The sequence below is a fragment of the Streptomyces sp. IMTB 2501 genome (assembly GCF_001953885.1).
GTDB lineage: Bacteria > Actinomycetota > Actinomycetes > Streptomycetales > Streptomycetaceae > Streptomyces.
This window is the reverse complement of sequence record NZ_MQUS01000009.1, coordinates 198,180-221,425: the sequence shown is the minus strand read 5'-3', so window position 1 is coordinate 221,425 and position 23,246 is coordinate 198,180. Positions and strand designations below refer to the sequence as shown.

The 23,246-nt window shown below is 71.8% G+C and carries 22 protein-coding genes; 10 read left to right on the top strand and 12 right to left on the bottom strand.

The window, feature by feature from the left end; genetic code table 11:
* Positions 1–60: 60 nt before the first annotated feature.
* Positions 61–516, top strand: coding sequence for a DoxX family protein (locus tag AV521_RS18075; RefSeq protein ID WP_076089488.1), 456 nt, complete (start codon positions 61–63; stop codon positions 514–516).
* An 89-nt stretch (positions 517–605) separates the two neighbouring features.
* On the opposite strand, the gene AV521_RS18070 is transcribed toward AV521_RS18075, so the two are convergent.
* On the bottom strand, positions 606–1,136 hold the full coding sequence (locus tag AV521_RS18070) for a superoxide dismutase family protein (protein WP_076089589.1): 531 nt from the start codon (positions 1,134–1,136) through the stop codon (positions 606–608).
* A 272-nt stretch (positions 1,137–1,408) separates the two neighbouring features.
* Between AV521_RS18070 and AV521_RS18065 the strand changes: the two genes are divergently transcribed.
* From AV521_RS18065 to AV521_RS18055, 3 genes are all read left to right on the top strand, one after another.
* Entirely contained in the window at positions 1,409–2,020 is a 612-nt protein-coding gene (locus AV521_RS18065) for a DedA family protein (RefSeq protein ID WP_076089487.1), read from the top strand.
* Between the two features lie 334 nt (positions 2,021–2,354).
* Positions 2,355–2,936 carry a TMEM165/GDT1 family protein gene (locus AV521_RS18060; RefSeq protein ID WP_076089486.1) on the top strand — a complete coding sequence of 194 codons (582 nt, stop codon included), beginning with the start codon at positions 2,355–2,357 and terminating at the stop codon, positions 2,934–2,936.
* A gap of 216 nt (positions 2,937–3,152) precedes the next feature.
* A complete protein-coding gene (locus tag AV521_RS18055; protein WP_076089485.1) occupies positions 3,153–3,821 on the top strand; it encodes an HAD family hydrolase in 669 nt (222 codons plus the stop codon).
* 51 nt (positions 3,822–3,872) lie between these two features.
* Here AV521_RS18055 and AV521_RS18050 read toward each other — a convergent pair whose 3' ends face one another.
* Positions 3,873–4,886, bottom strand: coding sequence for a peptidoglycan-binding protein (locus AV521_RS18050; protein WP_076089484.1), 1,014 nt, complete (start codon positions 4,884–4,886; stop codon positions 3,873–3,875).
* 106 nt (positions 4,887–4,992) lie between these two features.
* Here AV521_RS18050 and AV521_RS18045 point away from each other — a divergent pair, with 106 nt between their 5' ends.
* From AV521_RS18045 to AV521_RS18035, 3 genes are all read left to right on the top strand, one after another.
* On the top strand, positions 4,993–7,059 hold the full coding sequence (locus AV521_RS18045; protein ID WP_076089483.1) for an MDR family MFS transporter: 2,067 nt from the start codon (positions 4,993–4,995) through the stop codon (positions 7,057–7,059).
* Between the two features lie 114 nt (positions 7,060–7,173).
* A complete protein-coding gene (locus AV521_RS18040) occupies positions 7,174–7,896 on the top strand; it encodes a YafY family protein (RefSeq protein ID WP_076089482.1) in 723 nt (240 codons plus the stop codon).
* 50 nt (positions 7,897–7,946) lie between these two features.
* Positions 7,947–8,369: a nuclear transport factor 2 family protein gene (locus tag AV521_RS18035; protein ID WP_076089481.1), complete on the top strand. Its 423-nt coding sequence runs from the start codon at positions 7,947–7,949 to the stop codon at positions 8,367–8,369.
* A gap of 14 nt (positions 8,370–8,383) precedes the next feature.
* Here the strand turns inward: AV521_RS18035 and AV521_RS18030 are convergent, their stop codons facing one another.
* Positions 8,384–8,800 (bottom strand): DUF1992 domain-containing protein, encoded by a 417-nt coding sequence (locus AV521_RS18030; protein ID WP_076089480.1) that lies wholly within the window; start codon positions 8,798–8,800, stop codon positions 8,384–8,386.
* 94 nt (positions 8,801–8,894) lie between these two features.
* Here AV521_RS18030 and AV521_RS18025 point away from each other — a divergent pair, with 94 nt between their 5' ends.
* Positions 8,895–9,287: an FHA domain-containing protein gene (locus AV521_RS18025; protein WP_076089479.1), complete on the top strand. Its 393-nt coding sequence runs from the start codon at positions 8,895–8,897 to the stop codon at positions 9,285–9,287.
* Positions 9,288–9,327: 40 nt separating this feature from the next.
* On the opposite strand, the gene AV521_RS18020 is transcribed toward AV521_RS18025, so the two are convergent.
* The 3 genes from AV521_RS18020 to proP form a co-directional block, all read right to left on the bottom strand.
* The gene (locus tag AV521_RS18020) at positions 9,328–9,999 is read right to left on the bottom strand and encodes an O-methyltransferase (protein WP_076089478.1); all 672 of its coding nucleotides are present in this window, start codon (positions 9,997–9,999) and stop codon (positions 9,328–9,330) included.
* A gap of 47 nt (positions 10,000–10,046) precedes the next feature.
* Positions 10,047–11,117, bottom strand: a complete 1,071-nt coding sequence (locus tag AV521_RS18015) for a DUF2330 domain-containing protein (RefSeq protein ID WP_371917046.1) — start codon at positions 11,115–11,117, stop codon at positions 10,047–10,049.
* A gap of 104 nt (positions 11,118–11,221) precedes the next feature.
* A complete protein-coding gene (gene proP, locus AV521_RS18010) occupies positions 11,222–12,607 on the bottom strand; it encodes a glycine betaine/L-proline transporter ProP (RefSeq protein WP_076089476.1) in 1,386 nt (461 codons plus the stop codon).
* Between the two features lie 390 nt (positions 12,608–12,997).
* Between proP and AV521_RS18005 the strand changes: the two genes are divergently transcribed.
* Positions 12,998–15,055: a bifunctional glycosyltransferase 87/phosphatase PAP2 family protein gene (locus AV521_RS18005; RefSeq protein WP_076089475.1), complete on the top strand. Its 2,058-nt coding sequence runs from the start codon at positions 12,998–13,000 to the stop codon at positions 15,053–15,055.
* Here the strand turns inward: AV521_RS18005 and AV521_RS18000 are convergent.
* Positions 15,039–16,208 (bottom strand): steroid 3-ketoacyl-CoA thiolase, encoded by a 1,170-nt coding sequence (locus tag AV521_RS18000; protein WP_076089474.1) that lies wholly within the window; start codon positions 16,206–16,208, stop codon positions 15,039–15,041. The genes AV521_RS18005 and AV521_RS18000 overlap by 17 nt on opposite strands.
* A 235-nt stretch (positions 16,209–16,443) precedes the next feature.
* On the opposite strand from AV521_RS18000, the gene AV521_RS17995 reads away from it, so the two are divergent.
* Complete coding sequence (locus tag AV521_RS17995; RefSeq protein WP_076089473.1) at positions 16,444–17,679, top strand: cytochrome P450; 1,236 nt, start codon at positions 16,444–16,446, stop codon at positions 17,677–17,679.
* Positions 17,680–17,771: 92 nt separating this feature from the next.
* Here the strand turns inward: AV521_RS17995 and AV521_RS17990 are convergent, their stop codons facing one another.
* The 5 genes from AV521_RS17990 to AV521_RS17970 all read right to left on the bottom strand — a co-directional run bounded on the left by AV521_RS17990 (position 17,772) and on the right by AV521_RS17970 (position 23,200).
* Positions 17,772–18,467 (bottom strand): YoaK family protein, encoded by a 696-nt coding sequence (locus AV521_RS17990; protein ID WP_076089472.1) that lies wholly within the window; start codon positions 18,465–18,467, stop codon positions 17,772–17,774.
* A gap of 278 nt (positions 18,468–18,745) precedes the next feature.
* The gene (locus tag AV521_RS17985) at positions 18,746–19,159 is read right to left on the bottom strand and encodes a transglycosylase SLT domain-containing protein (protein WP_076089471.1); all 414 of its coding nucleotides are present in this window, start codon (positions 19,157–19,159) and stop codon (positions 18,746–18,748) included.
* Positions 19,160–19,443: 284 nt separating this feature from the next.
* Complete coding sequence (locus tag AV521_RS17980) at positions 19,444–20,349, bottom strand: ECF transporter S component (protein ID WP_076089470.1); 906 nt, start codon at positions 20,347–20,349, stop codon at positions 19,444–19,446.
* On the bottom strand, positions 20,346–22,103 hold the full coding sequence (locus AV521_RS17975; protein WP_076089469.1) for an ABC transporter ATP-binding protein: 1,758 nt from the start codon (positions 22,101–22,103) through the stop codon (positions 20,346–20,348). The genes AV521_RS17980 and AV521_RS17975 overlap by 4 nt, the downstream gene beginning before the upstream one ends.
* Complete coding sequence (locus tag AV521_RS17970; protein ID WP_256725589.1) at positions 22,100–23,200, bottom strand: energy-coupling factor transporter transmembrane protein EcfT; 1,101 nt, start codon at positions 23,198–23,200, stop codon at positions 22,100–22,102. Before AV521_RS17970 ends, AV521_RS17975 begins: the two co-directional genes overlap by 4 nt.
* Between the last annotated feature and the right edge of the window lie 46 nt (positions 23,201–23,246).

Genomic DNA, 23,246 nt, shown 5'->3' with positions numbered 1-23,246 from the left:
GGCCACGCACATCACACGTCCCCGGCCGGCCCGACCGACACCGAAGAGGAGAACCCCTTCATGACCGCTCGTCTCAACTCCGCTCAGCCCTATGTCCTCGGGCTCTTCCGCATCGTCGTAGGCCTGCTCTTCGCCGTGCACGGCGCCGCGTCCCTCTTCGGCGTCCTCGGCGGCGCCGCCGGCACCCAGGGCGGCACCATCCCGACGGGCACCTGGCCCGGCTGGTACGCGGCCGTGATCCAGCTGGTCGCAGGCGCCCTGGTGCTCCTCGGCCTCGGTACCCGCGGGGCCGCGCTGATCGCCTCCGGCTCGATGGCGTACGCCTACTTCGACATCCACCAGCAGGCCGCGCTCTGGCCCATCCAGAACGGTGGCGAGCCGGCGGTCCTGTTCTGCTGGGCGTTCTTCCTGCTGGTCTTCACCGGCTCCGGCGCCTTCGGCCTCGACCGCCTCGTCGTCCGCCGCACCGCCACGGACGACAAGGCGGCCACCGGGCAGGCCCCGATAGCGGCCTGACATGTGCGGCGCCCTTCCCCGTCACAAGGGGGAAGGGCGCCGCCCTGCGTTCGCCCTGCCTTCGGCCGGCTCCCGCTTGCGCGTCCTGCCTACGAGTTCTCGCCGAACGGGACCGTGAAGCAGGCCGCCCGGCTGCCCTTGGTGCCGGGCTCGCTGTGGATCACCACCGAGGCGGCCTGGCCCTTCCGGATGGCCCAGCTGTGCTGGGCGGTGGCCATGCCCGAGCCGTGGCTGTTGGACGTGAAGTCCAGCCAGACCTCGTTCGAGGCGTTCACATGGTCGGCACCCATGCCGGCCTTGTCCTGGTAGTGCGAGCCGGCGGCGGCGGGGTCGGCGCCGCAGGCCTTCTGGTGGACGTGGACCCCGAAGACATGGCCGGGCTTGACGCCGGTCACCCGCAGCTGGACGGTGGTGACGCCGTTCTTCTGGGTGTGCTGCCGCACCCGGATCCACGCGCCCTTCGGGACCAGGTTCTGGTCGTACGTCACCGCCTTCGACGTCGCGGATGCGGCCGGTGGGGCGAACTCGCCGACGGTCTCCAGCGAGACGCCGGGAGCGCTTGCGCTCCCGGTCGCGAACAGGGCTGCGGCGAGCGCGCCCGCGTATACAGCTGCGACCATGATGTGCACCACCTTCTGCGCTTATGCGCCGTTTTGTTCCGATGTCGGCCTCCTGTCCATGGACAGGCTGCCTCTCCCTTGCTACGGGACGCGGGACGGCTCCGCCGGTCACGATGGGCTGCTCGGGTGAAAACGCTCCGTAATGTCCCATGGGTGCCGTAAGTGTCATGCGTGTCGTGAGCCCCATGAATCCAATGAGCCCCCCGGGGCTCTCCTGTCACACCCCCGGCGTACGCTGTATGGCTGTCAACGGGGGAGTAACGGGAGTCGTCGTGTTCGAGAGTCTGGGGTCACTGGCCGCCGGACCGTGGATCTATGCCGCGGTGGCCGTGTCCGTTCTGCTCGACGTGTTCGTGCCGGTGCTGCCGAGCGGCGTGCTGGTCATCATGGCGGGCACGGCAGCGGCGGCGGGGACGGGCGCGGCGGGCGGCCGGGTCGCGCACGCGGTGCCGGATCTGCTGGCGCTGGTCGGCTCGGCGGCGACCGCCTCGGTCCTGGGTGATCTCGTGGCCTACCGGCTGGCCTGGCGGGGCGGTGAGCGGCTGGACCGGGCGATAGCCCGGTCCCGGCGGCTGACCACCGCGCAGGAACGTCTCGGCGATGCGCTGGCCCGGGGTGGTGGTGCGCTGGTCGTGCTCGCCCGCTTCGCCCCCGCCGGGCGCTCGGTCGTCTCCTTCTGCGCGGGTGCCGCGCATCGCCGCGCCCGAGACTTCGTCCCCTGGTCCGCCCTGGCGGGCCTGTCCTGGGCCGCCTACAGCGTCGCCCTCGGGTACTACGGTGCGCAGTGGCTCGGTGCGACATGGATCGCCACGGCCGTCTCCCTGGCCGCGTTGTTCGGCGCTGGTGCGGTGGCGGGGTATCTGGTGCGGCGACCGGTCTCCTGAGGTCCGTCAGCGGTTCGCCAGGTGGTTCGGTCGGGGCCGTCTTCCCGGTGGAGTCGGCCACGAGGTCGTAGCACGGCTGAACCTTGGCATCCCTTACGATGGGGAGCGCAGAAGGGGAGTAGCTCTTCGCCGGACCGTCGACATACTGCTCAGCCAGCCTGAGCCGGCGCCCGGAGGCGGACCACGAGTCGCATCGAGGTCCGCCAGCGAGACCTTCGGCAAGCAGTGCACGTCCATGTCCCGTGGCATGGACGCCGAGTGTGCTGCCATGCCGAGGTGTCATCGCGTGACGCAACGCACTCTCGGTGGGGCAGCCCCGACCGATTGAGGAATCTTGATCAGCATCACCGTGACGGCGCTCGTCTTCGGCGTCATCTTCCTCGCCGAACTGCCGGACAAGACCGCGCTCGCCGGTCTCGTCCTCGGCACCCGTTACCGCGCGAGCTACGTCTTCGTGGGTGTCGCCGCCGCCTTCCTGCTGCATGTCGTGCTGGCTGTCGCGGCCGGCAGCGTGCTGACCCTGCTGCCGCGGCAGATCGTCTCCGCGGTCACCGGTGTCCTCTTCCTCGGTGGCGCCGCCGTGCTCCTGATGAAGAAGGACGAGGACGAGGAGGACGTCAAGAAGCCCGCCGACCAGTCCTTCTGGAAGGTCGCCGGTACGGGCTTCATGCTCATCCTCGTCGCCGAGTTCGGCGATCTCACCCAGATCATGACCGCCAACCTCGCCGCCCGCTATGACGACCCGATCTCCGTCGGCCTCGGCGCGGTGCTCGGCCTGTGGGCCGTCGCCGGCCTGGGCATCGTCGGCGGAAAGGCCCTGATGAAGAGGGTGCCGCTGCGGCTGATCACCCAGGTCGCGGCCCTGCTGATGCTCGGCCTGGGCGTGTGGAGCCTCTACGAGGCGGTGGCGGGCTGAGCCGGACCGACGGTGGGCGGCCGGGTCCGGCGGGCCGTGGCCGGCTGCGGCCGGGCGAGCTGAACGGTCGGTGAACCCTTTCGGGAGACGGTGGCGGGAAGCGGCCCGGTTTTGTACCGTGGAGGAACAAAGTGGCTCCCGCTCGTTTTCCCTGACCGGCGGGCGGGGCCGCCTTGTCCCTCCCGACCTGGGGTCTTTTCGTTCCTGGAGCTGCCGATGACGGCCACCGCCGCGCCCACCGTCCTGACCGCCCGTGCCCTCCTTCTCGACATGGACGGCACGCTCGTCAACTCGGACGCCGTCGTCGAGCGCATCTGGCGCCGCTGGGCCGGGCAGCACGGGCTGGACGGCGACGAGGTGATGAAGGTCGTCCACGGCCGGCAGGGCCACGCCTCCATGGCCGTACTGCTCCCGGGCCGGCCGGTTGAGCAGAACCTCGCCGACAACGCCCGCATGCTCGCCGAGGAGACCTCCGACACCGACGGCGTGGTCGAGATCCCCGGGGCGAGCGCCTTCCTCGCCTCGCTGCGCGGTCTGCCGCACGCACTGGTGACCTCCGCCGACGTCGCACTGTCCACCGCCCGCATGAACGCCGCCGGGCTGCCGCTGCCCCAGGTGCGCATCACCGCCGAGTCGGTCGGCGCGAGCAAGCCCGATCCCGAGGGCTTCCTGAAGGGCGCGGCCGAGCTGGGGGTGGATCCGGCCGACTGTGTGGTCTTCGAGGACTCCGGGGCCGGAATCGCGGCGGGGCGCTCCGCGGGTATGGCCGTGGTGGGGGTCGGTCCTCGTGCCGGGGTTCACGGTCCTGATGTGGCCGTGTCCGACCTCACGCAGGTGCGGGTCGAAGCGGCGGGGGACGGGACGATCCGGCTGTACATCGGCTGACCGGCCTCGTAGGGGCTCCGCCCCCGACGGGCTGAAACGGTCCGCCTGTTTTCACGGCTTCGTCGTCTCCGCCTCCAGGCTCTTCCGCGTCGCCCGTCCGTAGACGCCCGGAGTGTCGCCCTGGATGCCGCGGGCCAGTTGGTAGGTGCGTACCGCCTCCTCCACCGAGCGGGTGTAGACACCGTCGATCTGGTCGTCGTAGAGGTTCAACTGCCACAGCCGATACTGGAGTTCGGCCACCTCCGGGCCTTGGTCGCCGCGTTGGAGCACCGGGGCGGCGGCGGAGGTCGTCGCCGGCGTGGGGGAGACCGGGTGGGGCGTGTCGGCGGAAGCGGTCGGCGTCGGGGTCGGGGTCGGGGTCGGTGAAGTCGGCGTCGCCGTCGGCGTCGTGGACGGGGGGCTCGGACGGGGCGTCGACGTGAAGCGCGACGGCGGTACCGGCGGGCGGGACACGGTGGGGGAGGGAGAGGCCGTCGGCGACGCCGAGCCCGGTGTGCTCACGTCCGGAACGCTCTCCCTGACCTCCTGGGCCGCCGGCTCCCGGGACGGCGTGTGATACGAGAACAGCCCGCTCGCGAACCCGGCGGCCGCCACGACCGCCGCACCGGCGCCGGCGACCGAGAGCAGGACGGTACGACGCGCTCGACGGCGGGGCGGCTCACCGACCGGGCCGGGGCGAGCTCCGGGCCCGTCCGCCCCGCCTCCCTCGAACATCCGCAGGTCGGCCGTGCTCGGCCCCGCCGTCAGCCGCAACGGCAGCGTGGTCTCGGCCGCCGGTACCGGGCCTGTCGCCGCGTCGGGTGACACTCCGCTCACGGGCCGTGTGCCGGTGCCGGGGATGCCCGGTGTCGGGTGGGCCTCTGGCGGCCGGTCCGGGTGGGGCCCGTCGACCTCGACATACGGTCGTATCCGCAGAGGATTGAAATCCTCCGCCGCTGCCGCCTCGGCCGTACGCGTCTCGCGGAGCGCCTCGGCGGCGCGTTCGGCGCAGTCGCAGGACGGGCTGCGGTCCGGCCCCCTCGGCGCGCCGCACTCCGGGCAGGTATGGCCTCCCGAATCACTCACCTGTTCGTCCCTCCCCTCACGAACTTCCGAGACTATGCGCAACTTCTTCGCATCCGCCCCCGGAAACGCCGGACTCAACAGGCCATAAACGGTGACACCGACCACGATGGAAGGTGCACCCGAGCTCCGGGAGGTCTCCATGGCCCTGGACACGCACGGCGCGGACAAGCAGGCGCAGGCCGCCGAGCAGGTCTCCGGCAATGTGTTCGTCTCGATCGGCGCCCTGCTCCTCGGGCTGCTGCTCGCCGCGCTCGACCAGACGATCGTGTCGACCGCCCTGCCGACGATAGTGAGCGACCTCGGCGGTCTTGAGCATCTGTCCTGGGTGGTCACCGCCTATCTGCTGGCCTCGACCGCCGCGACCCCGCTGTGGGGCAAGCTCGGCGACCAGTACGGGCGGAAAAGGCTGTTCCAGACGGCGATCGTGATCTTTCTCGTCGGTTCCGCGCTGTGCGGCATGGCACAGAACATGGGCGAGCTGATCGGGTTCCGGGCGTTGCAGGGGCTGGGCGGCGGCGGGCTGTTGGTGCTGTCCATGGCGATCGTCGGCGACATCGTGCCGCCACGCGAACGCGGGCGCTATCAGGGGCTGTTCGGGGCCGTGTTCGGCGCGACCAGTGTGCTGGGTCCGCTGCTCGGCGGGGTGTTCACCGAGCAGCTGAGCTGGCGCTGGGTGTTCTACATCAACCTGCCGGTCGGTGTCGTCGCGCTCGCCGTCATCGCCACCGCCCTGCACATCCCGCGCCGCAGCGCCCACCATGTCATCGACTATCTCGGCACCCTGCTGATCGCCGCCGTCGCGACCTGCCTGGTCCTGGTCGCCTCCCTCGGCGGTACGACCTGGGCCTGGGGCTCGCCGCAGATCATCGGGCTGGCCGTGCTGGGTGTGCTGCTCGCCGTGGCGTTCGTCGCCGTCGAGCGGCGCGCCGCCGAACCGGTGCTGCCGCTCAAGCTGTTCGGCATCCGCACCTTCACCCTCGCCGCCGTCATCAGCTTCATCGTCGGCTTCGCCATGTTCGGCGCGATGACCTATCTGCCGACCTTCCTGCAGGTCGTGCACGGCATCTCGCCGACCCTGTCCGGCGTGCACATGCTGCCCATGGTCGTCGGGCTGCTGCTGTCGTCCACGGCCTCCGGGCAGATCGTCAGCCGCACCGGCCGCTGGAAGGTCTTCCCGGTGACCGGCACCGCCGTCACCGCTTTCGGCCTGCTTCTGCTGCACCGGCTCGACGAGCACAGCCCGACCGCCGAGATGAGCGCCTGCTTCTTCGTGTTCGGCCTGGGACTCGGCCTGGTCATGCAGGTCCTGATACTCATCGTGCAGAACGCGGTGTCGTACGAGGACCTGGGCGTCGCCACCTCCGGCGCGACCTTCTTCCGCTCCATCGGCGCCTCCTTCGGCGTGGCGATCTTCGGTACGGTCTTCGCCGGCCGCCTCGGCGACAAGCTGGCCGCCGCGTTCAAGGGGGTGAGCCTGCCTCCGGGGATCTCCGCGAACACCCTGAAGTCCGACCCGCGCGGCATCGCCGCCCTGCCGCCCGCGCTGCGTCCCGCGGCGCTGCACGCGTACGCGTCCTCCATCACGGACGTCTTCCTCTACGCCGCCCCGGTCGCCCTCCTCGGCTTCCTGCTGGCCTGGTTCCTGAAGGAGGACCGGCTGCGCGGCTCGGTGACCGCGCCGGACGTCTCCGAGACCATTCCGCCCAACCCGGTCCAGAGGTCCTCCTACGACGAGTGCAGCCGGGCCCTGTCCCTGCTCGGCACCCGCGAGGGCCGCCGCGAGGTCTACCGGAAGATCACCGAGCGGGCCGGGTACGACCTGCTGCCCGCCGCCAGCTGGGTGCTGCTGCGCATCCGCAAGTACGGCTCCGTCGAGCCGGCCGTGCTCGCCGAGCGCAGCCCCGTCCCGCTCGACGTCGTCCTCGCCGCCGCCCGCCAGGTCGAGGAACGGCGCCTCGCCGAACGCCGGGGCCTGGACCTGTACTTGACCGACTCCGGCCGCGAGGTCGCCGAACGGCTCGCCCAGGCCCGCGAGGAGTCCCTCGCCGAACTCCTCGGCGACTGGTGGCAGCCCGGCCGCTGCACCGACCTGAGCCGGCTCGTCAAGGACCTCACCGGCGAACTCTGCGGCACCGAACGCGAACGCCCGCACGACAGGGCAGTGCAGCGGTAAGCGCCGCTGATCGTGCCCCTGGCGCCCGACGGGCAACTGCCCTGCGGGAGGCGTGAGTTCGGCTCCGGGGGTTCCGGCCCGGCCCGCCGTGGGTTTTTCGCGCAGACTGTGTCCGTGAACCGCACCGACCGTCTCTACGCCCTCGTCGAGGAACTGCGTGCCGCCGCGCCCCGGCCCCGCAGCGCCCGTGCGCTGGCCCGGCGCTTCGAGGTCAGTGTCCGCACGATCGAGCGGGACCTGGCCGCCTTGCAGCAGTCCGGGCTGCCGATCCATGCCGAGCCGGGGCGCGGCGGCGGGTATGTGCTGGACAGGGAGCGGACGCTGCCGCCGCTGACCATCACCCCCGCCGAGGCGACCGCGCTGGCCGTCGGACTGCAGGCCCTGGCCGGGACGCCGTTCGCGGTGGACGCGCGCAGCGCGCTGCACAAGGTGCTGGCCGTCATGCCGGAGCGGGAGCGCCGGGCGGCGGGCGAACTGGCCGACCGGGTACGGCTGTTGGTGCCTGCCACCCGCCCCGCACGGCCCGCCGGGCCGGTGGTGCCCGCCGCGCTGCGGGAGGCGCTGACGGCGGGCCGGCTGCTGCGGCTGGAGTACACCGACGCCGAGGGCCGGCGCACCGCGCGGGACGTCGAACCCCTCGGCTTTCTCGGCGGTGAGGAGCACTGGTACCTGGCCGGCTGGTGCCGGCTGCGGGACGCGCCGCGCGGGTTCCGGCTGGACCGGGTCCGCGCCGCGACGGCCCTGGACGAGCGGGCCCCGCGACGGGAGGTCGACCTCGCCGCCCTCGACACGCTCGGCTCGGACGTCGTACCCCTGGACGCGGCCACGGTGATGTGACGGCAATCACCGACAGGGGGTTGTCGCGGACGGGGAAGAGGCTTGTCCCCATGACGACAACGACTCGGCAGGCAACCGCCGCCCACACCCTCACCACCACCGCCGGCATCGCCCTCTTCGACCGCTGGACCGCCCTGTGGAACGGCGACTTCAGCGACCCGGAGGCCTTCCTCGCGCCCGGTTTCCGCATCCGGTTCGCCAATGAGCCCGGGCGAGGGGCCGCCACCGACGCGGTGCACGGCCCGGCCGGGATCGTCGGCATGATCTCCGACTTCCGTGAGGAGAAGCCCGGACTGGTGTTCTCCGTGGACGGCACACCGCTGGCGGACGCCGGCCTCGGCCGGGCCGCCTGCTGCTGGTATGTGACCGGGACGGACGGTGTGCAGAAGAGCGGCATCGATCTGCTGGAGGTGGTGGACGGGCGGATCGCGACGGTCTGGTCGGTGACCGGCCTGCGCCGCTTCGCCGACTGACCGGAAACCCCCTGCTACTCCGTGGTGGCGGCGGCCCTGCGCTGCCGCCACTCCCGTACGACCTCCTCGACGTCGTACGGCTTCCTGCCCAGCGGGGGACCGGGCGGCGGCTTGAACATCATGTCCTTGATCCTGACGTTGACGTCCTCGATGATCTTCCGGGCGATCCGCTCCGAGGGCGCCGCGTACGCCGCCTCCAGCGCGTCCTCGGCCTCCTTGCGCAGGGCGAGGGCGGGCGGCAGGACGGACAGGCCCTCGCGCGTCAACTTCCGTTTGATCCACCACAGTTCGTCGTAGGTCGATTCGACCTCGGTGGGCAGCGGCTTGCCCGCCCCCTGCAGTCGCTCGAATTCACCGCGCCTCTGCGCGTCACGGATCTGCTTGTCGACGAACGAGTCGAACGGCACACCCGGTGGCTTTCGCTCGGTCATGACTCCATTGTGCCGGACGGCGCCCGGCCGGGCGTTTTATCATGCGGCGGCAGACCGACCGGCGGCACAGCCGGATGATTCAGGGGGAACGCGCGTGCTCGAACTCACCATGGCCACCGTCTCGGGTGCGGACTCGGGTGCCACGGCCGGCATGTCGATGGCCGATGCGCCGAGCGAGCCGGGGGCCGTGCTCCGGGTCGGCCGGGACGCGTCCACGTGCCGGCTGGTCACCCCGGAGGACTGGCTGTTCGTCTCCCGTGTGCACCTGGAGTTCCTCTGCGGCCCGGACGGCGGCTGGCAGTTGACCTGGCTGCGCGGTTCCCAGCCCGAGCCGTCGTCCGAAGTGCGGCTGGTCGTCGGGGAGTACGCGCAGCTCCTCGGCTACGGCGCGACCGTACGGCTGCCGCACGGTGGGTCCGGCGAGATCGTCGTCCAGGACCGCACCGAGCCGCGCAGCGTCAACGTCGGCTTCTATCACGAGGTGTGAGCGCACCCGGGCTCCGGGCCCGGGGCCCGGGTGCCCCCGGTCACGCCAGTACGCGGGCCAGAGCGAAGCCGTCGTAGCCCTTGCTGCCGACCGTCTGGATCGCCGTGCCGGTCAGCCGGGGATGGGACGCGATCAGCTCGATCGCGGCACGCGTGCCCACGATGTCGGGCTCCGTGCTGCTCGCGTCGGCGACCCGGCCGCCGCGTACCACGTTGTCCAGGACGATCACGCTGCCGGTGCGGGTGAGCCGCAGCGCCCACTCCACGTAGTGCGCGTTGTTGGCCTTGTCGGCGTCGATGAACACCAGGTCGAAGGGGGCCGGGTTCTCGTCGGCGAGCTTGGGCAGCGACTCCAGGGCTGGGCCCACCCGCACCTCCGCGATCCGGTCCAGGCCGGCCCGCGCGATGTTCCGGGCCGCCACCTCGGCGTGCTTGGCGTCGTACTCCAGCGACACCAGTCTGCCGTCCTCGGGCAGGGCGCGGGCCAGCCAGATCGTGCTGTACCCGCCGAGCGTGCCGATCTCCAGGATGTGCCGCGCACCCTGCACCTGGGCGAGCAACTGGAGGAACTTGCCCTGTGCCGCCGTGACGGCGATGTGCGGCAGCCCGGCGGCGTCGTTCTCCCGCAGGGCCGCCTGCAATGCCTCGTCGTCCGGCGCGAGTTGGTTGATGAAGTAGTCGTCGACGTCGTCCCAGAGCCGGGAGTCGTTCATGAACCTGCTGCCTTTCCCGAGTGTCTGCCCTTGCCGCCGACATCGTCTCAGCCGACGGGCGCGGACGGGGCGACAGGGGGCGGGGGCCGCACGGGCGGCGGCGGAATCACCGGCCGCCGCCGTCGCCGTACGACGATCACGGCGACGGCGGCCACCAGCGCACCGCCCACGGTGAGCAGCCAGGCCGGGATCCCGGCGACCTCACGCAGCCGGTCCGCGTAGATCACCTGCTGGACCGGGGTGTCGGCGGCGGCCCGGACCAGCTCGTGGTCGCCGGTGATACGGGCCGGCTCGGGGAACCGCTGGGTGAGCGCGGTCAGGTACGGCGTGCCGGCGGCCAGCCTGCCGAGCGCGCCGTCATGCGGGTGGACGCGGCCCGCGAAGACCACGCTGGGCCGGAGGCCGCCGATCGCGGTGCGCGTCGCCATACGGTGCGCGGCGAGGACGTACAGGGCGAGCGACTGCGGGGTGCTCGCCAGGCGGGACAGCCGCATCGGATACACGGGGCTGTCGGCGGCGAAGGTGAGGTGGAGGGGGTCCAGCGCGCCGTGCAGTGTCGTGCCGGTCGTGTCCGGGGCGAGGCGGACGGCCACGTACTCCCAGTGCCGGTCGACGTACGGCTGCAGGGCCGTCTTCAGGCGGGCCGGCAGGGAGAAGCCGTGGGTGTGCAGCCAGTCGCCGAGGGCGGCCGGGTCGGTGGCGGTCAGCCGGGCCACGTCGAAGGGGCCGAGCCGCCGGCGGTCGACCACCCCGACGCCGGCGGCGGGTGCGGGGGCGCCGGCGGCCGTGTCGTGGTCGTCGAAGGGCCAGTCGCCGTTCTTCGGCCAGAAGTGATACCGGGTGCGGTGGACGGGCTGGACGGGCTGGACGGCTTGGGCCGGCTGGTCGAAGAGCGCGGGGTCGCCGAGGGTGACGGTGGCGCGGTCCGGGACGGGCATGATCCAGGCGGCGTGCCGCGCGTCGCCGTTCACCGTGAGCCGCATGACGATCTGCTCCCGGCGCCCGTCCCAGCGCAGTACGGACTGCTCGCCGGCCACGGAAATCCGCGTCGCCGGGTCCGGCACCATCGCTCCGCATCCACAGCCGTAGGCGGGGGCGACGAGCCAGGTGAGCTGGATGCCGAGGACGGTGAGGACCAGGGTGAGTATGCGGGCGCGGGCATTTTCACAGCCCTGCAGACGGCACCACCATGATCAATGGTTCCGGCGGAGAACAGTCGCCCCTACGGCGCTTGGCGGCTCTCCACTGCCGGGGCGGAACCCGGCAACGGCCGCCCCGCGGACTCGGACATCCGCCACACCGCGAACCCGCCCACAACAGCCGCCGCCATCATGTAGTACGCGGGCATCATCATGTTCCCCGTAGCCCCGATCAGCGCCGTGACGACCAGCGGAGTCGTGCCGCCGAAGAGGGAGACGGAGACGTTGAAGCCGATGGACAGAGAGCCGTAACGCACACGCGTCGGGAAGAGCGCGGGAAGCGCGGCCGGCATCGCCGCGGTGAAGCACACCAGCAGCAGACCCAGCGCGCCCATGCCCAGCGCGACGGCGAGCAGGCTGCCCTGCCGGATCAGCAGCAGCGCCGGGACGGACAGGAAGAGGAAGCCCGCGCAGCCCGCCGCGATCACCGGCCGCCGGCCGATCCGGTCCGTCAGGGCGCCCGCGAACGGCTGCACGATCATCATCAGCGTCATCACGCCCAGTACGACCAGCAGACCGTGCGTCTCGTCGTACTTCAGCTCACTGGTCAGATAGCTCGGCATGTACGAGAGCAGCATGTAGTCGGTGACGTTGAAGACCAGCACCAGGGCCATGCAGAGCAGCAGCGCCTTCCACTGGCCCGCCACCAGCTCGCGCAGCCGCACCTTCGGCCGGGACGCCTCCGCCTTCTCCACCTCCGCGGCGAACGCCGGGGTCTCCTCAAGCCGCATCCGCAGGTACAGGCCGATGATGCCCATGGGGCCCGCGATCAGGAACGGGATGCGCCAGCCCCACGCCACCAGATCGTGCGAGGACAGCAGCGCGGTCATCAGGGTGACCAGACCCGCACCGCCGATGTAGCCCGCCAGCGTGCCGAATTCCAGCCAGCTGCCGAAGAAGCCACGGCGCTTGTCCGGCGCGTACTCCGCGATGAAGGTCGACGCGCCCGCGTACTCACCACCGGTCGAGAAGCCCTGCACCAGCCGCGCGGCCAGCAGAAGCAGCGGCGCGCCCACGCCGATCGACGCGTACGACGGGATCAGGCCGATCGCGAACGTGCCCGCCGCCATCATGATCATCGTGAGGGCGAGCACCTTCTGACGCCCCACGCGGTCGCCCAGGGGGCCGAAGACCATGCCACCGAGCGGCCGGACCAGGAAAGCCGCCGCGAAGGCTCCGAACGTCGACAGCAGCTGCGCGGTCGGGTTGCCGGACGGGAAGAAGACCTTGCCCAGGGTGACCGCGATGTAGCTGTAGACACCGAAGTCGAACCACTCCATCGCGTTGCCGAGCGCGGCCGCCTTCACGGCGCGCCTGACCAGCGCGGGGTCGGTGACGGTGACGTCGCCGCGGGCCGGTACGGTCCGCGGGGTCTTCAGACGGGGGGAGACGGCTGTGGCGGTCGCCAAAACGGGGCTCGCCTACCTTTCGACGGGGACAGGGCGCGGTCCGTACGGCGGCGCTGCCGGGAAACGGGCCGAAACCGACCATAGGGGGACTTCGCCCCCTTACGGAGTGTGCGCACTCAACTGCACAGTGCAGCTAAACGGCGCATATGCAGGTACGTCTGCCCGCTCGGGGCGCGACAAGCCGGTCCCGCGCTGTGATCCTTCTCGCGCCCCGGGCACACAACCACACACACCGCCGACTATCGTCTTCCGGACAAAAGACGGACGGACGTCAGGTGAAGCGGGGGTTTCCCACGTCCTCTCTCCAGGGGGTGGGCGAGCCTCATAGGGTTCGCAGAGGAACTCGGCGTGAACAACGCCGGGGCATACGGGGCGGGAGGCCGACGGGGCGTGGCGAACGTGGAGCACAGCGGGCGATCGGCGGACACCTTCCCCGGAGCCTCGACCGAGACAGGGCTCCGCGCCGCCCGGCTGGGCCTGTGGGCCGTGGCGACGATCCTCGCGGTACGGCAGCTGACCGTCGTCCTCACCACGCCGAGCACCGAGCGGCTGACCGACCTGGAGACCTGGGTCGGCCCGCACGGTGTCCTGCATGTGAACGGCTCGATCTACGACTCGACCCGGTTCACCGGCACCCCCTTCGGCGGCTTCGTCCTCAAGCCCCTCACCCGCTCCGCGCAGGCCGCCCTCGGCTGGGGCTGGACCTTCGGCACCCTGCTGCTGGTCGTCGCCCTCGGCCTCGTCGTCGCCCGCGCGCTGCCCCAGCCGATCGGCCGCCGTACCTCCCTGCTGGCCGCGCCGGTCGCGATCAGCCTGCTGATGCTGTCGCTGCCGGTCCGCAACGCCCTGTGGCTCGGCCAGACCAGCATCATCCCGGTCCTGCTCGTCCTGCTCGGCTGCTTCACCGTACGCGGGGAACGTGGGAGCGGCCTGTGCATAGGCCTGGCCGCGGCTCTGCAGCCGACCATGCTGCTCTTCGCCCCGCTGCTGTGGTTCACCGGCCGGCGCCGGGCCACGGCCGGCATGGCCGGCACCTTCGCCGTCTGCACAGCGCTCGCCTGGGCGGCGCTGCCGCACGACTCGTACACGTACTGGGTGCACCACATGGCCGGGACGGGCCTCGGCGGCAAGGCCGACGGTCTCGGCAACCAGTCGCTGCACGGCGCCCTGCTCCGCCTCGGCCTGACCGGTCCGCCGGAGATCGCGCTCTTCCTGGTGCTCGGCGCCGCCGTCGCGGCCCTCGCCCTGCGCCGTGCCGTCCACTACGCACACGACGGCCAGCTGCTCCTCGCCGTCGCGGTCACCGGCTGTGCCGCCATCGCCGTGTCACCGACGGCCTGGCAGCACCAGGTGCTGTGGGTGCTCCTCGCGCTGGTCGGCCGGGTCGGCAGGCGGGCCTCCGACCGCTACGTCTGGCCGGTGGCCGTCGTCCTCGTCACCACCCTGCCGGCGAAGATGATGCTGCCGAACACGCCAGCCCTGTACCCGCTGCGCGACAACCTTGTCCTGCTGGCGGCGGTGGCCGCCGCCACGGCCGTCCCCTTCCTGTCCCGGACGTCCCCCTACTACCGGACCCCGATTCCGGCGGAGTACGCGCCGCAGGTCCCGTCCCGCTTCCGGTGCGTCCCCGTCCTTCCCTTCCTGCGCCGCACCCTCACCCGCCCGAACCCGCTGCTGGAACTGCTGCTCATCCGGGTCGTCTACGCCGCCTACTCGCAGGTGCGGCTCGCCGCGACCGGCGGCAGCGTCTCCGGCGGCCGTGGGCGGGCCGAGCACCACGGGCACATCGTGCTGGACATCGAGCGGTTCCTGCACATCGACATCGAGCACTGGGTCAACCACACCGTCATCAGGATCGGCTGGCTGCGGGGCTTCTTCGACTTCTACTACGAGTCCTTCCACTTCGTGGCCCCGTTGACGGTCCTCGCCGTCCTGTGCTGGCGCCGCCCGGTCGACTACCGCTGGGCCCGTGCCTCCCTCGGCTTCGCCACCTTCCTCGCCCTGATCGGCTTCTGGCTCTTCCCGCTGGCCCCGCCGCGGCTGATGCCCCACCTCGGCGTGATCGACACCGTCCACGGCGTCCAGGACTTCGCCAAGCCGGACTACGGCACCCTGACCGCGCTCACCAACCAGTACGCGGCGATGCCGTCGCTGCACTTCGGCTGGGCCCTGTGGTGCGGCGTGGTCATCGCGATCATCGCCCCGAAGTGGTGGATGAAGGCCCTCGGCCTGCTGCACCCCCTCTTCACCGTCTCGGCCATCATCGCCACCGGCAACCACTGGGTGCTCGACGCGGTCGGCGGCGCGGCGGTGGTGAGCGCCGGCTTCGGGCTGTCGTACCTGTTCCAGGGCCCCCGGGCGCGGGTGGTGCGGCTGGTGGCCCAGGACCGCACGGAGCCCGTCCCCGCGAGGATTCCGGCCCGGAACCGGGCTACAGCCGCTGAATGATCGTCCCGGTCGCCAGCGCGCCGCCCGCGCACATGGTGATGAGGGCGAACTCCTTGTCCGCGCGCTCCAGTTCGTGCAGGGCGGTGGTGATCAGGCGGGCGCCCGTCGCGCCGACCGGGTGGCCGAGGGCGATCCCACCGCCGTTCACGTTGACCTTGTCCAGGTCCTGTCCGAAGACCTGGGCCCAGCTCAACACCACGGACGCGAAAGCCTCGTTGATCTCGACCAGGTCGATGTCCTTCAGGGACATGCCCGCCTTGCCCAGCACCGCGCGCGTCGCGTCGATCGGGCCGTCGAGGTGGAAGTGCGGGTCGGCGCCGACCAGGGCCTGAGCGACGATCCTTGCCCTCGGCCTCAGCTTCAGGGCGCGGGCCATCCGCTTCGACGCCCACATGATGGCTGACGCGCCGTCGGAGATCTGTGAGGAGTTGCCCGCCGTATGGACGGCCGTCGGCATCACCGGTTTCAGCCCCGCCAGCGCCTCCATCGACGTGTCGCGCAGGCCCTCGTCCTTGTCGACCAGACGCCACATGCCCTGACCGGCGTACTGCTCCTCCTCGGTCGTCGGCACCTGCACGGCGAACGTCTCGCGCTTGAAGCGCTCCTCCGCCCAGGCGAGCGCCGCCCGCTCCTGGGAGCGCAGGCCCAGTGCGTCGACGTCCTCCCTCGTCAACCCGCGGTGCCGGGCGATGCGTTCGGCCGCCTCGAACTGGTTGGGGAGGTCGACGTTCCACTCGTCGGGGAACGGCTTGCCCGGACCGTGCTTCGACCCTGACCCCAGCGGTACGCGGGACATCGCCTCGACGCCGCAGCTGATGCCGACGTCGATGACGCCGCCCGCGACCATGTTGGCCACCATGTGCGAGGCCTGCTGGGAGGAGCCGCACTGGCAGTCGACGGTCGTGGCGGCCGTCTCGTAAGGGAGGCCCATGGTCAGCCAGGCGGTGCGCGCGGGGTTCATGGACTGTTCGCCGGCGTGGGTGACCGTGCCGCCGACGATCTGCTCGACCGCGTCGGCGGGAATGCCGGTGCGGCCGAGGAGTTCACGGTAGGTCTCGCCCAGAAGATAGGCGGGGTGCAGATTGGCGAGCGCGCCGCCGCGCTTGCCGATCGGGGTGCGGACGGCTTCGACGATCACGGGTTCGGCGGCCATGGGTGCGGGTCCTCTCCGAGAGGGCTCTCCTCCAGAACTAGTACGCGTTCTAGTTCTGTTCAGCAGTCTGCTGACGTGATGTCCATCACCGCAAGGGTCGTGCAGGTGCCGAAGTTTCGATCTGCACGAATTCCGCACGGATCGGGGGCGTCGTACCCCTTGCCACTTGTAGAACCCGTTACTACGTTCACGGCACCCGCTGATGGACCGTCAGAATGGACGACGGGAGCCGCCGATGCACTGCCCCGCGCTGCCCGACGGGTTCGACCTCACCGACCCCGACCTGCTGCACCACCGTGTGCCTTTGCCCGAGTTCGCCGAGCTGCGCCGGGCCGAGCCGGTCCGCTGGATCGCCCAGCCGCACGGCCTCGCGGGCTTCGCCGACGCCGGCTACTGGGCCGTGACCCGGCACGCGGACGTCAAGCACGTCTCCACGCACCCGGAACTCTTCTCCTCCGCCCTCAACACCGCGATCATCCGCTTCAACGAGCACATCGAGCGCGACGCGATCGACGCACAGCGCCTGATCCTGCTCAACATGGATCCCCCGGAACATACGCGGGTGCGGCAGATCGTGCAGCGGGGCTTCACGCCACGTTCCATCCGCGCCTTGGAGGAACGGCTCCGGGCCCGCGCCGCGGCGATCGTCTCCGCCGCCCGCACCCGCTCCGGAGCCTTCGACTTCGTCGCCGAGGTCGCCTGCGAACTGCCGTTGCAGGCCATCGCCGAGCTGATCGGCGTCCCCCAGGAGGACCGGTCCAAGATCTTCGACTGGTCCAACAAGATGATCGCCTACGACGATCCCGAGTACGCCATCACCGAGGAGGTCGGCGCGGAGTCGGCCACCGAGATCATCGCCTACGCGATGAACATGGCCGCCGAGCGCAAGCGGTGCCCGGCCCACGACATCGTGACGACGCTGGTCGCGGCGGAGGACGAGGGCAACCTCAACTCCGACGAGTTCGGCTTCTTCGTACTGATGCTTGCGGTCGCCGGGAACGAGACGACCCGTAACGCCATCACCCACGGAATGCACGCGTTCCTGACCCACTCCGAGCAGTGGGACCTCTTCAAGCGGGAGCGGCCGGCCACCACGGCCGAGGAGATCGTGCGCTGGGCGACCCCGGTCAACGCCTTCCAGCGGACCGCCACCCAGGACACCGAACTGGCCGGCGTCCCGATCAGGAAGGGCGACCGCGTCGGGCTGTTCTACGCCTCCGCCAACCACGACCCCGAGGTCTTCACCGACCCCGACACCTTCGACATCACCCGCGACCCCAACCCCCACCTGGGCTTCGGTGGTGGCGGCCCGCACTACTGCCTGGGCAAGTCCCTGGCGATCCTGGAGATCGACCTGATCTTCGGCGCCATCGCCGACGCCATGCCCGGCCTACGGCTGGCCGACGCCCCGCGCCGGCTCCGCTCGGCCTGGATCAACGGCGTCAAGGAACTCCAGGTCACCACCGGCTGACCCCGGGGGGTCGGCCCACCCCGAGGGAGGCAGGAGCACCCCTACCCCAACGCCCCGTTCCTGCCTCCCCCGAGGTCCGAGAGCCGTACGGTTCATTCCCGGCCGGACGCCACCACCGCCAGTACGCCCGACGCCACCGCCGCGATCAGCAGCGGGATGCCCAGGCCGTGACGGAGGACGAGCAGCGCGCCCAGGCAGGCGCCCACGGACATCGCGATCACCGAGGCCGTACGGCGCGGTGAGCGGTGGCCGGTGGCGTCGCCGAGGCGGGACTCGGCGGCCAGGCCGGTCAGGGTCATGGTCAGGACGGTCGTGGTGAGGTCGGCGATGCCGAGCTTGCGGACGGTCGCGTTGCGCAGGCCCATCGCGAAGGCGGTCAGGGCGATCAGGGCGTAGCGGGTGCCGGAGGTGTCCGGCCAGGCGAAGGCGACCGCCGCCGAGACGCCGACGAGGACCGCCTCGGCGGTGAGCGTCAGCCGGGTCCACCGGCGCCGGGATCCGGATCCGGCGTGGGCCGCCACCCGGCCGCCTGCCACCGCGCCGAGCAGGAAGCAGACCAGCGAGGTGGCTGTGTGCGGGACGGAGAAGCCGGGCGCGCCGGCCGCCGCGAAGCCCAGCACGACCACGTTGCCGGTCATGTTGGCCGTGAAGACCCGGCCGAGGCCCAGATAGCTGACGGCGTCGATCAGCCCGCTCACCACGGTCAGGATCAGCAGCACCAGCACCAGCCGCAGCCCGCGCGTCTCCGGGTCGGGGGCGGACGCCCGCGCTGACGGTGCCGTCGTCATGGTTCCTCCGCTGGGCCGGGACGGACGGGGTGGGGACAACTCCACCACGTGGTCGTCCCGACGGCGGTGCGGTGAATCCGTTCGGCTGCGGGCCGGTGGGGGCCGGCCGCTTGCCCAGCGCCACGTCCGGACATACGAGCGCACCCTCGCCCGGCGGGGGCGAGGGTGCGCTTGCTCGATATGGGCGCCGTCGACCGCGGTGGGCCGTACCGGGCGGCGCCGGCCCGGATCGCGCGCTGGTTCAGCGGCGGGAGCCTCGATGGCGGGAAGCCGCCGGCTCAGTACCAGCCGTTCGCCTGCCAGAAGCTCCACGCCTTGACCGGGCTGCCGTAGCGGGAGTTCATGTAGTCCAGGCCCCACTTGATCTGGGTGGCCGGGTTGGTCTTCCAGTCGGCGCCGGCGGAGGCCATCTTCGAGGCGGGCAGGGCCTGGACCAGGCCGTAGGCGCCGGAGGAGCTGTTGGTGGCGGACGGGTTCCAGCCGCTCTCGTGCGTGACGATCTTGTTGAACGCGTTGAACTGCGCGGCGTCCGGGATCATCTTCTTCGCGATCGCCTGAGCGGAGGAGGCCGAGGCCGGGGCGGCCTGGGCGGGCGCCGCGGAGAGCGCCATACCGGCGGTGGCGGCGGCCACGGCGGCGACGGTGAGGGCCTTCTTCGGGGAAGCGATGCGGCGGATGAAGGAGACGGACACGGAGAACCTCTTGCGTCGGGGACAGGGGGTCGCCGTACGACCGGGTCACACGCGGTGGCCGTATACGTCGGCGCCGCGGCCCGTGAGGGCTCGTGGCGCCTGGCGACGTCGTCCAGACAAGCAGGCTCGAAGTAGGTCCGCAATGACCCCTTTTACTAGTTGTGGCCGGATCGCCTGGAAAGGTCGCCTCTGTGGCGTGGGTCTCAATGCGCAGGTCAGCAAGGGTGCACCGATGGACGTATCGGACATTTGTTACTACTGCCCCGGATCGTAGGTGATCTGGGTCATGTGGGGTGCTTCACCGGCGCGGTGCCGCTGGGTGAGGTGCCGTATCCGTCCGGTGAGGGTTCTCGGGCGTCGAATGTGACCGCGGTCTCGAACGCCGCCCGCCGTGTGGCCCGGCGCAGCGCGCGCAGCACTGCCGGGCCGAGGACGAGGGTCAGCACCACCGTGCAGACGGCCCGGCCGAGGTCCCAGCCGAGCGAGGTGGCCAGGCAGTAGGCGACGAAACGGGCCAGGTTGGCGGGGACGGAGGCGTGGGCGTCGAAGGAGATGTTCGAGGCCGCGGCGCCCATGAAGGGCCAGCCGGCCAGATTCATGACCGTGCCGTAGGCGAAGGCGGCCAGGAAGCCGTAGCCCGCGAGCAGGAGCAGTTCGAGACGGCCCCGCAGCCGGACCGGGCCCGGCAGCAGCCCGGCCCCCATCGTGAACCAGCCCATCGACAGCATCTGGAACGGCAGCCACGGCCCGACGCCGCCCGTGAGCAGCGCGGACGCGAACATCGTCACCGAGCCCAGCGTGAAGCCGAAGCCGGGGCCCAGCACCCGCCCGCTGAGCACCAGCAGAAAGAACATCGGCTCGATACCGGCCGTCCCCGCGCCGACCGGCCGCAGCGCGGCCCCCGTCGCGGCCAGCACACCCAGCATGGCCACGGCCTTCGGGCCGAGATCCGATTCGGAGATCGTCGCCGCCACGACCGCGACCAGGAGGACGAGCAGGCCGGCGAAGAGCCAGGGCGCGTCCTGGGCGTGCGCGTTCAGCTGCGAGGTGGGCGGGGCGAGGAAGGGCCAGCCGAAGGCGATCACACCGACCGCGCTGACCAGCGCGAGTGCGGCGATCGAGCGGGGTCCGAGCCGGACGACGTGCAGCCGGGCTTTCGGGCGCGGGGCGCTCGGGCGCCGAGCACTCATATGAGGGCCTCGCGGACCTCGGTCACGGTCAGCCACTGCTGCGGGGCGAGGATCTTCGTCACCTGCGGTGCGAAGGACGGCGAGGAGACGACGATCTGCGCGGTCGGCCCGTCGGCGATCACTTCTCCCTCGGCGAGCAGCACGACCCGGTGCGCGATCTCCGCCGCCAGCTCCACGTCATGCGTGGCCAGCACGATCGCGTGCCCCTCGGCGGCGAGCCCGCGCAACACGGCCACCAGGCGGGCCTTCGCCGCGTAGTCCAGGCCGCGCGTCGGCTCGTCGAGCAGGAGGAGGGGCGGGCGAGCGGTCAGTACGACGGCCAGGGCGAGCGCCAGGCACTGGCCCTCGGAGAGGTCGCGGGGGTGCGTGTCGTCCGTGATCCCCGGCAGCAGCTCCGACACCAGCGCCCGGCAGGTGCCCGGCCCGGCACCGGCGTCCCGGTCGGCCGCCGCGCACTCGTCGGCCACCGTGTCGGCGTACAGCAGGTCACGTGGCTCCTGCGGAACGAGGCCGACACGGCGGACGAGATCGGGGGGTGCGGTGCGATGGGGGTCGACTCCGCCGACGCGGACGCTGCCGGTGGTGGGGGCGAGGAGTCCGACGAGGCAGGAGAGGAGGGTGGACTTGCCTGCGCCGTTGCGGCCCATGAGGGCGATGGTTTCGCCGGGGGCGACCGACAGGTCCACGTGGCGCAGGGCGTCTGTGCGGGCTCGGCGGACGGAGAGGGTTGCTGTTTCGGCGATGTGGGTCTGCGGGGTGTTCGGTGCGGGGGAGGGGCGGCGGCGGAAGAGGGAACGGTGCGGTGTGCGGGTGCTGGGCGGGGGCGGGTCCGCTTGCCCGCTCTGACGGGGTGCCGCCGGCTGCGGGACGGGCGCCGCCCCGGCGGTACTGGCTGCGGCTGCGGCCGATGCGGTGCGGCTGGTCTCGGCCGGCGCCGAAGCTGCCAGGCGTTTGCGCAGATCAGCGGCTTGGCGGCGGGCGTCTCGGACGGTCAGGGGGGGCGGGGACCAGTCGGCCAGGCGGCCCAGGGCGACCACCGGGGGGTAGACCGGGGACACGGCCATCACCTCGGCCGGGGTGCCGACGATCGGGGGTTCGCCGGGGGCGGGGAGGAGGACGACCCGGTCGGCGTAGTGGATCACGCGTTCCAGGCGGTGCTCGGCCAGCAGGACCGTCGTACCGAGGTCGTGCACGAGACGCTGGAGCACGGCCAGGACCTCTTCCGCGGCGGCCGGGTCCAGCGCCGAGGTCGGCTCGTCCAGGACCAGCACCTGAGGGTGCGGGGTGAGGACCGAGCCGATCGCGACCCGCTGCCGCTGTCCGCCGGAGAGGGTGGCGATCGGGCGGTTCCGGAGTCCCGCCAGGCCCAGCAGGTCCAGGGTTTCCTCGACCCGGCGGCGCATCACCTCCGGAGCCAGGCCCAACGACTCCATTCCGTAGGCGAGTTCGTCCTCGACCGTGTCCGTCACGAAGTGGGCGAGCGGATCCTGCCCCACCGTGCCGACCACGTCGGCGAGTTCGCGCGGTTTGTGGGTACGGGTGTCGCGGCCGGCCACCGTGACGCGGCCGCGCAGGGTGCCGCCGGTGAAGTGCGGCACCAGCCCGCTCACCGCGCCGAGCACGGTCGACTTGCCGACCCCGGACGAGCCGACGAGCAGCACCAGTTCACCTTCCGGCACCTCGAAGTCGATGCCCCGGACGGTGGGTTCGGCCGCACCGTCGTACGTCACGCTGACATCCTCGAAGCGGATCACGACGGCTCCTTGGGGTCCTGGGGGACGACGAGGGCGGGGAGCAGGGCGAGGAGGATCGCCGCGGCGGGCCACAGGGGGAGGGTGGGGGCGACGAGGGGGACGACCCCGGGATGCAGGGCTTCCGGATCGCGGGCGGCGGCCAGGGTGAGCAGCGCGGCGACGGCGACGCCGGCACCGGCGACCAGCCAGGCCCGCGCGTCCCAGGGGTCGGGGCGGTACCGGGTGCGCAGCGAACGCCGGCCGCCGAGCCGGAGCCCCGCGAGCGCGGCGGCGACACCGGCCAGCAGCAGCGGGATGCCGTAGGTGCCGCCCTCCGCGGTGAGCAGCCCGTATGTGCCCGCGCACACGCCGAGCAGACCGCCGAGGGTGAGCGCGGCCGTCGTACGGCGGACGCGGGCCGGGACCTTCGCACTGCGGCCGTAGCCGCGGGCCTCCATCGCGGCGGCCAGGGCGACCGAGCGCTCCAACGCGCCCTCCAGGACCGGCAGTCCGACCTGCAGCAGACCGCGCAGGCCCCGGTCGGGGCGGCCGCGCAGCCGTCGGGCGGCCCGCAGCCGCTGGACATCGGCGATCAGGTGCGGTGCGAAGGTGAGCGCGACGACCACGGCGACGCCGGTCTCGTACAGGGCGCCGGGCAGGGATTTCAGGAGGCGGGCGGGGCCGGCGAGCGCGTTCGCCGCGCCGACGCAGATCAGCAGGGTGGCGAGCTTGAGCCCGTCGTAGCCGGCGAAGACGAGCGCCTCCGCCGTGATCCTTCCGCCCAGGCGGATGCCCTGTGCCCAGTGGGGGAGCGGGGCTTCGGGGAGGGTGAGGAGGGTGTGGGTGCCGGGGATGGGGGAGCCCAGCGCCACCGCGAAGAGGAGGCGGATGAGGAGGACGGCGAGGGCGAGCTTGGCGAAGGCGGTGTAGGCGCGGGAGGTGGGGGTGGGGGTGCGGTGCGTTGCCACGACGTAGGCGGAGGCGGATATGAGCAGGGCGAGGAGGAGGGGGTTGGTGGTGCGGGTGGCGGCCGTACCCAGACCCAACGCCCAGAGCCACCAGGCACCGGGGTGAACGGTGGAGCGGCGCCGGAGCCGGACGGGGGCGGGGTCGCTCACCGGCGCTTGCCCGGTGCCGCTGTCTGCGGGACGGGCGCTTCCCGAG